This window comes from Alteromonas sp. 4NH20-0056 (assembly GCF_057539655.1).
This window is the reverse complement of the sequence record NZ_BAAJLS010000001.1, coordinates 180,170-192,659: the sequence shown is the minus strand read 5'-3', so window position 1 is coordinate 192,659 and position 12,490 is coordinate 180,170. Positions and strand designations below refer to the sequence as shown.

The following is a 12,490-nucleotide window of genomic DNA, read 5'->3' as shown; positions in this document are numbered from 1 at the left end:
TTACTCCGAAATACTATCTTGCGCAGTAGTAACGCTCTTTTTAAAAGGTTGATTTTTGGTCGAGAATTACGCTCGACACCTTTTTTGCGCCTGACGATAATATTCCCGATGTTAACCTGTGCGCTTTTCAATTTAAGTTATGCCCAAACTGAGCAGAGTAGCCCTACCACCGGTGATTCATTTCAATTTTCTATCCCCGCTCAGGAAGCCGATGACGCACTGACAGAACTGGCTAAGCAAGCGAACACGACATTACTTTTTCCATTCGATATTGCGCAGAAGATAACAACGAAGTCATTAGTCGGTGAATATACGTTATCAGAAGCGTTAATGAAGCTGCTTGAGGGAACAGAGCTTGCTATTGTGACCGACGAAAGCGGAACAGTGAGTATTCGCTCAAAGGCATCACTTAACGCTAAAGTGGCAAACCGTGTCGCTAGCGAACAAAAAGCTCCAGAAGATGAGGGGGGAACCTTAGAACGTATTGCCATTGTTGGTACCAGAAGTACGCCTAGAAGTGTCGTCGACTCCCCCGTCCCCCTTGATATTATTGGCTCTAAATCACTTCGAGACCAAGGTAATGCAGACGTATTATCGATGTTGAGTGTAATGGTCCCCTCACTTAACGTAAATGACCAACCTATCAACGATGCAACCAGTCTGGTGAGGCCTGCTAATCTGCGTGGAATGGCCTCTGATCACACGCTACTGCTTTTAAATGGCAAGCGACGGCATCGCTCAGCCGTCATCACGTTTCTAGGAGGCGGGTTATCTGACGGTGCACAAGGCCCTGATATATCAGTCATCCCTGCGTATGCTTTAAAGCAGGTGGAAGTACTGCGTGATGGTGCTGCTGCACAATATGGATCTGATGCGATAGCGGGAGTGATTAACTTTGTACTAAAAGACAGCGATAGCGAAGGCGGTATAGCGGTAAAAACCGGAACGTACTCTGAAGGAGATGGCGAGCTTTTGCAGTTACAAGCCAATAAGGGGTTTCGTTTATTCGACAATGGATTCATCAATGCCACGGTAGAGTACAGGCAGCAGCAAGGGACATCTAGGTCAGTTCAGCGTGATGATGCACTACGTTTAATTGATGGTGGAAATACGTTTATCGCAGATCCCTCGCAGGTGTGGGGAACATTAGATGTAAATGAGGACATCAAGGCCTCTGTTAATACCGGCTGGGATATTTCAACTACGCTTAAAGGGTATGGTTTTGCGACACTTGCACGTAAAGAAATTACCGGCGGCTTTTACTTTCGCAACCCTCAAACCCGAGAGGGCGTATTTCGAGCGACCGATACAGACAACGGTCAGCATCAACTTTTGGTCGCTGACCTTGATGGGATAAACCAGGGGATCCGTTGCCCTGCAATTACGTTAACTGATAAAAATGTACTGCAAGACCCTAATTACCTATTGATCGCAGACAATAGCACAGCCCTAGGTGCAAACTGCTTCGCGTTTAATGAATGGTTTCCTGGGGGCTTTACACCGCAATTTGGCGGCACGATAACCGATGCAAGCGCTTATCTTGGTTTTACCAAGGAATTACAAAGTGGATGGGCCATCGATGGAAGCGTAAGCGTAGGTTATAGCGATATTGCCTATACGCTTAATCAAACGGTAAACCCCTCACTTGGGCCGGCATCACCGGTTAGCTTTTCACCCGGCTCCGTGAGTCAAGTGGAAAGAACAGTTAACATTGATGCGGTAAAGCTTATTCAGTCGGTATTTGAAGAACCTGTCAGCGTGGCCGTGGGTGGACAGTGGCGAAGAGAAACCTACTTTCAAACCTCTGGGGATAGCGCCTCTTATGAAGCAGGGATATTTGCATTTGACCCTACCACAGGGCTATCACAAGGCTTCAGCGTAGGCTCGAATGGGTTTCCAGGGTATCAGCCCCAGTCTCAAGGGCATTGGAGTCGCAGTAATTGGGCGTTGTATACCGATGTCGAGTTTTATCTCCAAGAGGCGTGGCAAGTTGCTGTGGCCGTTCGCGTTGAACACTTTACTGATTTTGGTGCTACATTCGATGGAAAGCTTAGCAGCCGGTATAAGCTCAACGATATATTTTCACTTAGAGGCTCGGTTAATACTGGGTTTAAAGCGCCCACGGTGGGGCAAAGTAACGTCATTAATGTAACGACAGCATACGGCGCTAATGGTTTGGAAGACCAAGCGACACTGCCTCCTACCGATTTAATTTCTCAGCAACTTGGTGCTACCCCGCTTACGCCAGAAGAGTCGGCTAACTTTAGTGTGGGTGCTGTAATGCATATCGATGAATCGTTTTTCGCTACTCTCGATTATTTTAATATTCGATTAAGCAATCGAATCAGTACTACATCGGCTATCCCGCTTACCGAACAGGACATCAATACGCTTATCGATAAAGGTCGAGCCGACGCCGCGCAATACAATGCTGCTAAATACTTTACCAATGATTTTGACACGCAAACACAGGGTGTCGATATCGTCGTAAACTATGGATTTGAAACCGGCGCTTGGGTGAACAAAATACTGCTAGCCTATAATTGGACCGATACCCAAGTAGAGCGAGTAACGCTTTATCCCACACGGGTGAATGACGATATCGTAATGGCTCCCAACCTTACCCCACAACGTATTCGAATGTTAGAGGACAACCTTCCAGCACATCGAGGTAGCATTACCCTTGAGCAAACGCGAGGCGACATGCATTTCACGTGGAGACTCAATTATTATGGGGCATTTTACGAAGACCATTTAGATGCTTCGTCGGGCATGGATATTTTTGGCGATGCAATTACCACGTTTGATGCGCAGGCTAGTTGGAACATAGTCCCATCAGTTCGACTGTCTTTTGGGGTACAAAATGCATTTGATACCAGGCCTGATGTGAATCCGTTTAGCGGTGAAGTCGGTGCGTTGTATCCGCCTACGTCGCCTGGGGGGATTAATGGCGCGTTTTATTATCTAGGGATTGAGTACACGTTTGAACAATAAATAGGGGACTAAAATAAATCGTGCGAGAGACAGTGGGTGATTATAACTTGTGCGTTAACCCACGTCTTTGAATAGTGATTCATCAATAATAGTTTGGTCAATAATTTGCTGCGCCATATGAATACACTTACCGCACTGAGAACCCAATGCCAGTTTTTCACGCAGTTCGCGAATGTTTCCTATGCCGTCCTCGTTAACCGCGGCACGAATCGCTTTATCTGTCACTCCGTAGCACATGCAAACAAACATAAAAAATACTCCAAATGAATCTGCAAATGATAATAATTGTTATTCAGTAAATTGGCAAGCGCATTTTTTATTTTTAATGTGAGAGATGCGGGCATAGGTTTGCCGCTAATATGAAAGAACAACAAATATTATAATGAACCGCCATTGCTTATTAATAGATGAGCACCATTTACGTAAGCGTGAAAAAGCGTTTATTTTCACCGACGCGATGAATATATTGCTATTAGCGCGTTTATTATTACAACAAAAACGAGAATTTACGGAGAGACCTATGAGCGTATTAGTCGGCCGCCCGGCCCCAGATTTCACCGCAGCAGCAGTGTTAGGCAATGGTGAGATTATTGATTCATTTACCTTAAGTGAAGTAATTAAAGGAAAGAAGGCGGTAGTATTTTTCTACCCCTTAGATTTTACCTTTGTTTGCCCGTCAGAACTGATTGCTTTTGACAAACGCTTTGACGAATTTAAGCAGCGCGGCGTTGAGGTCATTGGCGTTTCAATTGATTCTCAGTTTTCACACAATGCATGGCGAAACACGCCAGTGAACGAGGGTGGAATTGGTCCTGTTAAATACGCACTAGTCGCCGATGTTAAACACGAAATTTGTCAGTCGTATGATGTTGAACACCCTGAAGATGGTGTGGCATTTCGTGGTTCATTCCTAATTGACGAAGAAGGTATGGTGCGCCATCAAGTTATCAACGACCTTCCTCTTGGTAGAAATGTCGATGAAATGCTTCGTATGGTTGATGCACTTGCATTTCACCAAGAACATGGTGAGGTATGCCCAGCGGGGTGGACACAAGGTAAAGCGGGGATGGATGCATCGCCGGAAGGCGTGGCCAAATACTTATCTGAACAAGCCGATACACTGTAAAATTATAGATAATAAAAAGCGTCTTTTGCTACGTTAGCAATAAGACGCTCTGTTATTCGCCCCCAATACCACAGGCCGGGTATGTTAAGGGCTACTGTTCGTCGTCAACGTTTTCTTGATCTTCAATGTCTATGTCTAGCGGCCAACCACCAAGTGCTTGATAACGGTTTACCATAAAGCAAAATAGCTCAGTGGTTTTTTGCGCATCGTATAGCGCGCTGTGTGCTTCGTTTTGATCAAAGTCTATTCCCGCTGCTCTGCATGCTTTTACCAATACCGTTTGGCCCAATGTTAGGCCGGCTAAACTGGTAGTGTCGAAAGAAACGAAAGGGTGGAAAGGTGTACGTTTAATATTACACCGAGTGATAGCCGCATTCACAAACCCCTGATCAAACGCTGCGTTATGCGCCACGATCACTGAGCGTTGGCAATTTGCTGCCTTTTGCGCCTTTCTGACACCTTTGCACATTTCCTTCATCGCTTCTGACTCTTCAATTGCTCCGCGCAAAGCGCAGTCAGGATCTATTCCGTTAAACTCCAGAGCCGCTTTTTCTAAATTAGCGCCCTCGAATGGCGTAATATGAAAATGAAATGTCTCGTCAGGATGTAAAACACCGTCATCGTCCATTTTAACGGTAACGGCGGCTATCTCTAACAGTGCATCGGTAGTTGCGTTAAAGCCTGCGGTTTCAACATCAATAATGACGGGGAAATAACCTCTAAAACGATGTGAAAGGGCGTTCTGATGCTCTGACATAATGACTCTTTAGTTTTAAAAAAATGAAGGGTGAATAGATGCGGTTACATGAGTAACGCTGCTGCACTAATGCCGTAATTATCGCAAGTTACGCCACGACTATCCAGTTGAAATACCGTAACGGGGGATTTCAAGCGTTGAGCACGACTGAAACAGGTTAGCAATGCAAGTAGCGACCATCAGCCAAGAATAATTGATGGCATTAACGTCTAAACTTTTCTACACTTTGGGCGATAACACTTTAAGTATTTCGTTCTTTTTTGTGTTCTGTGGGCGGTGGGTAATAGTGAAGAACTTAAAAACATTGGTACTTTCAGCGCTGTTGTTTGCATCGGCTTCTGAAGGAGCGATGCGTCAATATTCAGCAACAGTGGAATCATCAAATTGGGAGGTAAGTAGTACCTCACGATTGAAATGTACGTTGAACCATGCGCTACCGGGTTACGGTGAAGCAATGTTTACCAGCATGGCATCTAAGCAGCTTAATATGGAATTTGAGCTAGATATGTATCTGCTTCCCAACAAGTTTGATATTGCAGCGGTGTACTCTGTACCCCCTAAGTGGATGCCAGGCGAAGCGCCTAAAACCATCGCTGATATGCGTTTACGGAAACAATACAATGGAGATCTACCGCAAGATGCGGCATGGACGATGCTCTCTGAACTAGAGAAGGGGTTTTGGCCCACAATTTATTATCAAGATTGGTATAACAAATACGATAAAGTCGCAGTAGCGCTCAATGCGAGTAATTTCTCAGGCGTGTATAGAGAATTCGTGCAGTGCGTTTCTAATTTACTGCCGTTCGGTTTCGATGATATTTCTTATACGGTTCTGTCCTATCAAAAAAACAGTACTGGCTTGTCAAAATATTCCCAAAAACGTTTGACCATGATAGGTGAATATTTAAAGGAAGACAGTGACATGGAGCTGGTTCTACTTGATGGGTACACGGACAGCTATGGCGGCAGGTGGAACAATGAGCAGTTGTCTATTCGTCGTGCGAACGAGGTAAAAAATTACCTTACAACGATGGGCGTGCCTGAAGACCGTATTCAAGTAACCGGGCATGGCGAACGAAGACATAGCGCGCCAAACGATACTCGAGAATCTCGTGCACAAAATAGGCGCGTGGTTGTGAGGTTATCCAAATCATAAAAAAAGCGCCGCAAGGCGCTTTTTTTATATTTACGCTTTATTGCGGTTGCAGTCGCCACGATACAATAGGCGGCACATGATCGGTAAATACACCGTCTGCTTTGACAATATTTTTTAAGGTTAACAGCAAGGTGTCACCGTCCATACCTGGAGGAAGTGCATCCTTTCTATACGTGTATGGGTGCATGACTAACGCGTTATCATGAACGTATGAAATCCATCGTGCCGCTTTAAGAGTGCCGCTCTCAAGGGCTTTTTCATCTAGTAGATGGCCAAGCCAAGGACCGATACCATCAACGTATTTCGCGACCTCTTTGATCCCCGCTTCTGTGCGAACCCAGTCATAATCCGTCGGCGATTCATTCCAACTGTTCTCACCAATGAGCAGTACAAGTTTACCATTATAATGTAATGTATCTCTGAGCCTTTTTAGCTCGTCGAAATCAAAGCATTGTACATAGCTATTCGCTTCTTCAGAGGCTAACGAAAAATCGGTCAGTATATCTATCACTATTTTACTTGCATCGACGCCTTCTTTCTTATGCCAAGAAGGCGATTTTATCTCTGGATACACGCCAATATTCTTACCAAACTGCCTATTGAGCTCGGTGATAAGTTCTAAGTGTTCTTCAAACGTAGCGATACTGAACTGCCCCTTTGTCCCACGATAGCGGTCTTTATACACCGGCTTATCATTTACATCGTGACGCTCATGAACGGATAGGGTTTTTAATTCTTTCAGCGTGAAGTCTCTAACATAATAGCGTCCGTCATTTCTTGCTCTGCCTGGAAAACGCGCTTTGACGTTGGTGACAGTATCTAAGTGAATATCATGCAGTACTACGGCCACGCCATCTTGGCTAATCACCACGTCTTGCTCAATGAAGTCGGGTCCCAGTGCAAACGCAAGCGTAGTGGCCTCAAGCGTGTGCTCGGGTAAGTAACCCGAAGCACCTCGGTGGGCGATAATATCAAACGTTGCAGCACTCGCAGTCTGTGAGAGTAAAAGTACAAATACCAATGTAGCAATACGCGCTTTCATTCCTTGTCCTTTTTGTTGAAGGGAGGGCATCAAGGCCTTCATTCCGTTAATTAAGCCGTTGTGGTCAGTTTTTTGTTTGAATAAGTTCTATTGCGTAACCATCTGGGTCACGTACGAATGCAATGATGGTTTGCCCACCTTTCACAGGGCCCGGCTCTCTGTATACATCAGCTCCCTGCGACGATAGATTCTTACAAAAGGTGTAAATATCATCGACTTCAATGGCGATATGTCCGTAGGCGTTCCCTTTATCGTACTTATTGTCCCCCCAGTTATATGTAAGTTCTAGTACTGTGCTGTCTTTTTCATCACCATACCCCACAAAAGCCAAGGTATATTCATAGTCCTTATTATCTGATTGCCTAAGTAACTTCATTCCCATAAGTTCCGTGTAAAAATGTAGGGATGCGTTTAGGTCTTCAACGCGCAGCATGGTATGTAGCATTCGCATAACAATTCCTTTTAAAACTTATTATTAATGCGCTAAATAATACGCGTTCAATGTGACTTTTTCGAGGCACTCGCTAAAAAGTAGGCGTAAATTCGTGAGAAGCGATACCACAACAAATGTTATTTTGTCTGCTCGATGCCAGCGCTATATTTGTTTATGTCTTGCTAGATAGGCCTTACAGCAATGTGGCCCTATTTGTTTGGATGCGTTTACAACGAAACAATAAAATAAATGTGTGATTTGTATAGACATGCACTGTGATAAAGCGTATCTTACGCCTGCTTTAGATTTATAAGCTTGTTCTACTACTGCGCTGTACCCTCTTTATACCTTCTTTAATTTCGAAGTTTTAAATAGATTTACAATTGCGATGTTAGCTAAGTTACTTCTATTGCTTTTCCTGGCAATTTCGCCAGTACTTTATTTTTAAAAAAGGTTTCAAATTATGTCTAATTCAGTAAACGGCACAGTAAAATGGTTTAACGAAGAAAAAGGTTTTGGTTTCCTAACTCAAGACGGCGGCGGTAAAGACGTATTCGTACATTTCCGTTCAATCGCTTCTGACGGCTTCAAAACTCTAGCTGAAGGCCAAGCAGTAAGCTTTGAAGTTGAACAAGGCCAAAAAGGTCTTCAAGCAGCAAATGTTGTTGTTTTATAAATTTAAGACTTTCTTAATTTTATAAAAATGATAAGGCTCTTTCCTAAAGGTAAGAGCCTTTTAGTACGTTTTTCAAATTTCTATTACTGACCAAAAAAGGAATTACAAAAACAAAAATACCGAAAATACAAAAGAAGTAATTAACTTGCATATCGAAATAACAAACAATTCCCCAGTTCTACCTCCAATCTCTAATATTTCAGTAAACAAAAACAGCGTTGCATACACTGATATTAATAGCAGTAAACGCGTTGAATTTGCATCTAAACAAGAGACAAAAGTGTTCTTATCATGGTTGTTGAACCTGTCTTAACACGCAGGCGCTTACCTTTTTTCACGTTCCTAATTACGACTGCATCATCGCGCTAGCGCGTGCTTAAACTTCCTGCATAAGTGGCACTATAGCGACAGTCCTTTGCCGCTAAATTGATCGTGTGCCGCGATATTCCTATTGTTTTAATTCAACATCAGAATCCGCTAACAAATAAATGCTTGCAGCATAGGCAGCAATATTTTGTGCCAATTCTTCTGGATTAATTTTATCTAGCGTATCGTCAGGCGTGTGGTGTAAATCAAAATAATCTCTACCGTTTTGATTAAGCCTAATGGTTGGAACGCCTTTCGCTGCCATAGGGATAATGTCGGGGCCGCCGCCATTAACATCAGAGCCGCCTCTTATTATACCGAGCGGGGACAGGATTTTGCCAATCTCATCAACTAATAGTGTGGCTTGAGGGTTAACATTTGAGTCTAAACGCCAAATGGTTTGTGCACCAAAATCTGATTCGGTAGCGACCACGTGATTATGTAAATTAGCCTCATGCTGCTTCGTGTAGGCAAACGCACCCAGTAATCCGACTTCTTCTGCACCAAACATAACCACACGAATAGTGCGCTTAGGGCGCTCAGGAAGAGCAGCAATAAGTGCTGCAGCTGCGGTTGTAATTGCAATGCCTGCGCCATCATCCACGGCGCCGGTGCCAAGATCCCAGCTGTCTAAATGCCCGCCGATAAGTACAATTTCTTCAGGCTTTTCGCTTCCAATAAGATCTAAAACGACGTTGCCACTGCTGACTTCACCCTTCCATTTAGACTCGGAATGAAGCGCTAGCGAGAGGGGCTTGCCTAAGTTGTGTAAACGACGAAGGTGATCGGCGTCTGGGTTTGAAATTGCAACCACGGGAATAGTAGCCCATTGTTCGCCGTCTTTACTCATCATTCCTGTATGTGGAAAGCGGTGAGAGTCCGAACCAACGGAGCGAACTACCAATGCACTTGCCCCCCCGCGCTGAGCATGTTGCCAGCCGATACGACGTCGCTGGTTCGCGTGTCCGTATCCGGCGCCTGTTTGGCTTTTTACCATAGCATCGCCATCAACAAAGGCTATTTTGCCGCTAAGCTCGCCGTCCTTCACATTAATGAGCGCGTGTACATCTCTGAAATATACTACGTCGGCGTTGATAGTTTTGTCAGACGGCGCTGCGCCACCAAGTGCTGTACCATAAAGCGCTTGCTCATAAGGTGAGGTAAGCGATATGTGAAGGTGCCCTCTATCCCAAAATGGCATGGTAAAGGTTTCAATACTGGCTTTATCAAAACCAAGGCGTTTGCCTAATGCTACGCCCCAGTCGCGAGCTCTCGCTTCGGCCTCTGAACCACCAAGACGAGGACCAATTTCTGTTGTTAATGAAGTGACAATGTCATACCCCATTTCGCTTTTAAGGGCTCGTTGTATTAACTGTTCTGCATTGGCTTTTTGTTCGATAGTGACAAGAGGCTCATCTGCCATTAATGGCAAACTGAAAACCGCAAACACAGCACCAAGGGTCAGACATTTTAAACGTTGCATGCTATCTCCATGAGGAATATGTATAACTACTCAAAAAATTTAACGGGTAAAATCCGAAAAAAGGGTAGGAAGAAGGTTACTTCATCGCGCTCATCATAGCGAAAAGCCAGCGAGAGTTCGACAAACAAATGATTGAAATGATGCGATTAGACAGGCCTGGTGGGGGGAAGTGAAATGGCAGTGAATAGGCTACTTGCTTAAAGGAGTTCCTCGATTGGCTGGGGTTTATGTACTGCGTACCCCTGTGCATAATCTACCCCCATGCTTGATAAAATTTGTCTAATTTCTTTCGTTTCGACGAATTCAGCTATCGTTTTCATCCCTGTAACGTGGCCAATTTCGTTAATCGCTTTCACCATTGCAAGATCAATTGGATCACTTGCAATATCTTTAACAAAGATACCGTCGATTTTAAGATAGTCGACCTTGAGATTCTTTAAATATCCAAAAGATGACAAGCCACTGCCAAAGTCATCAAGCGCAAAACGACAACCCAACACCTTTAGTCCATCAATAAATGCACTTGCTTGTTCTAGGTTTGATATCGCAGCAGTTTCGGTTATTTCAAAACATATCTTAGTGCATTGCTCACCCAACACGTTTAGTTTCTCGGTAATGAATGCTAAGAAATCATCGTTGGTAAGCGACTGTCCTGATAAATTGATGGACAAAAAATTTATGTTCTCTAGAAAGTCAGGGTTATTTCGAATCAAAGTGAACGCATTTTCAATCATCCAACTATCTACTTTGACTATTAATTGGTAACGCTCAGCGGGAGGCAAAAAAGCACCAGGTGGGATAAGTTCTCCTTTTACATCAACCATACGTAACAGCAGCTCGTAATGCAGAGCGTCGTTACTAGAGAGCGGCTCAATGAGTTGTGCGTATATTTTAAAACGGTTTTCATCAATGGCGTCTTGGACTTTGTTTACCCATTGCATTTCACCCTGGCGTTCAGCGAGTTCCTTGTCATCATCGTAATGAACGTGAATTCTGTTTCGTCCCTTCTCTTTGGCTATATAGCAAGCAACATCAGCAAGCTTTAGCACCTCGGTAAAATCCACGTATTTGTCGGAAATTTGAATCAACCCCATACTCACACCAATACGAAAACTTCGCCCTTCCCAAATAAATCGGTAATCCTCAATTTCCTTTTGAATTAGGCTGGTTATTTGATGCGCCTTATCAAACGAACAATTTTCCAAAAGCACTGCAAATTCATCTCCTCCTAAACGCGCTACCGCATCTGTTTGTCTAACGACTTTTTGTAATAAGAAACCCAGTTGGCGCAGTAGTTCATCCCCCGCAAGGTGACCGCAGGTATCGTTAACCACTTTAAATTGGTCAAGATCCATATAGCATAACGCATGATTAACGCGATTTTCCGCGGGAACGGATAACAGAAGCTCAACGCGCCGCTTAAACTCTCTTCTGTTTGCTAGCCCAGTAAGCGAATCATGGGATGATTGATAACTCAGTTTTTCTTCTGATTTCTTTCGTGCCGTAATATCTACATGTGTTCCGACTAAGCGGGTAATTTCACCTTCTTCACTTTCAACAACAAAGGCGCGAGACAAAATATTTACATAGCTGCCGTTCTTATGGCGCATTCTAAACTCTGCTTCATAGTGCTTGGTTTTGGACTCCATAAATGATTGAATTCGCGAAACTGCGGGAGACAAATCATCCGGGTGCACTAGGCGCTCCCAGGTAGCAAATTCGTTTGTAAGTTCGTTTTCTTGATACCCCAACATGGATTTCCAGCGAGGTGAATAGTACATTTTCTCGTTAGCAATATCCCAGTCCCAAAGCCCATCGTTGGCACCCTTCATAGCTAAGCTCAATCGTTCAGTATTCTCTGACGCTTTTTGCTTCTCATCCATGAGCTCTTGCTGTAGCGCCGCTAAAGAATGGGTTAAATCATCGATGATGTTTGACGATGCGCGTATCTGGCTGTCTGCGTGTCCATGGTCAGGTGTATCATAAAGAATAGTTAACAGCGCATCAGCACCGCACCCTTGTAAGAGAACAGCATTGCCAAATAACGTGCGCTTAGTGCCGTTCTTGCAACGTATACGAAGCGGTATTGGTTCAAAACGGGCATTGGTTTCCCGCAAGGATATTAGGCATTTCTGCCAAGAATTGACGATAGGATCACGGTAATGTTCATTGGGAATTACTTTCTTCCACCATTCATCGAATGTTGGTGTTTCGCTTAGTTCATACCCACAGATATCCACAAATGCATTATTTGCGTGAATGATATTGTTATGAACGTCACTTACTGCAAACGGAATGGGCGAACAATGAAAAATATTTGAGAACAGCGTATTGCAAGCAGCGTTTTCTTCCAACTCTGTGATTTTCGTGTATGCCTTGGCTAGGTCGAGTTTTAGCTGTTCCGTACTATCCATTGATTGCACTTTCCAAAAAATACTAAGGTAAAAACGACACCGC

The 12,490-nt window shown here is 44.0% G+C and carries 10 protein-coding genes; 4 read left to right on the top strand and 6 right to left on the bottom strand.

Annotated features, from left to right (window positions below; translation table 11 throughout):
* Nucleotides 1-108: 108 nt before the first annotated feature.
* Nucleotides 109-2,994: a TonB-dependent receptor domain-containing protein gene (locus tag AC27EZ_RS00870; RefSeq protein WP_487133505.1), complete on the top strand. Its 2,886-nt coding sequence runs from the start codon at nt 109-111 to the stop codon at nt 2,992-2,994.
* Between the two features lie 54 nt (nt 2,995-3,048).
* On the opposite strand, the gene AC27EZ_RS00865 is transcribed toward AC27EZ_RS00870, so the two are convergent.
* Entirely contained in the window at nt 3,049-3,243 is a 195-nt protein-coding gene (locus AC27EZ_RS00865) for a (2Fe-2S)-binding protein (RefSeq protein WP_421134007.1), read from the bottom strand.
* Nucleotides 3,244-3,514: 271 nt separating this feature from the next.
* Here AC27EZ_RS00865 and AC27EZ_RS00860 point away from each other — a divergent pair, with 271 nt between their 5' ends.
* The gene (locus AC27EZ_RS00860) at nt 3,515-4,120 is read left to right on the top strand and encodes a peroxiredoxin (RefSeq protein WP_487133504.1); all 606 of its coding nucleotides are present in this window, start codon (nt 3,515-3,517) and stop codon (nt 4,118-4,120) included.
* 91 nt (nt 4,121-4,211) lie between these two features.
* On the opposite strand, the gene rnt is transcribed toward AC27EZ_RS00860, so the two are convergent.
* Nucleotides 4,212-4,877, bottom strand: a complete 666-nt coding sequence (gene rnt, locus AC27EZ_RS00855; RefSeq protein WP_487133503.1) for a ribonuclease T — start codon at nt 4,875-4,877, stop codon at nt 4,212-4,214.
* A 349-nt stretch (nt 4,878-5,226) separates the two neighbouring features.
* Here rnt and AC27EZ_RS00850 point away from each other — a divergent pair, with 349 nt between their 5' ends.
* Nucleotides 5,227-6,033, top strand: a complete 807-nt coding sequence (locus AC27EZ_RS00850) for a flagellar protein MotY (RefSeq protein ID WP_487133982.1) — start codon at nt 5,227-5,229, stop codon at nt 6,031-6,033.
* Between the two features lie 37 nt (nt 6,034-6,070).
* On the opposite strand, the gene glpQ is transcribed toward AC27EZ_RS00850, so the two are convergent.
* The gene (gene glpQ, locus AC27EZ_RS00845; RefSeq protein WP_487133502.1) at nt 6,071-7,075 is read right to left on the bottom strand and encodes a glycerophosphodiester phosphodiesterase; all 1,005 of its coding nucleotides are present in this window, start codon (nt 7,073-7,075) and stop codon (nt 6,071-6,073) included.
* 64 nt (nt 7,076-7,139) lie between these two features.
* A complete protein-coding gene (gene gloA, locus AC27EZ_RS00840; protein WP_487133501.1) occupies nt 7,140-7,526 on the bottom strand; it encodes a lactoylglutathione lyase in 387 nt (128 codons plus the stop codon).
* Between the two features lie 445 nt (nt 7,527-7,971).
* Here gloA and cspE point away from each other — a divergent pair, with 445 nt between their 5' ends.
* Entirely contained in the window at nt 7,972-8,184 is a 213-nt protein-coding gene (gene cspE, locus AC27EZ_RS00835) for a transcription antiterminator/RNA stability regulator CspE (protein ID WP_421134011.1), read from the top strand.
* 448 nt (nt 8,185-8,632) lie between these two features.
* Here the strand turns inward: cspE and AC27EZ_RS00830 are convergent, their stop codons facing one another.
* Nucleotides 8,633-9,973 carry a M20/M25/M40 family metallo-hydrolase gene (locus tag AC27EZ_RS00830; protein ID WP_487133981.1) on the bottom strand — a complete coding sequence of 447 codons (1,341 nt, stop codon included), beginning with the start codon at nt 9,971-9,973 and terminating at the stop codon, nt 8,633-8,635.
* Nucleotides 9,974-10,230: 257 nt separating this feature from the next.
* Complete coding sequence (locus AC27EZ_RS00825; RefSeq protein WP_487133500.1) at nt 10,231-12,447, bottom strand: EAL domain-containing protein; 2,217 nt, start codon at nt 12,445-12,447, stop codon at nt 10,231-10,233.
* Nucleotides 12,448-12,490 lie beyond the last annotated feature (43 nt).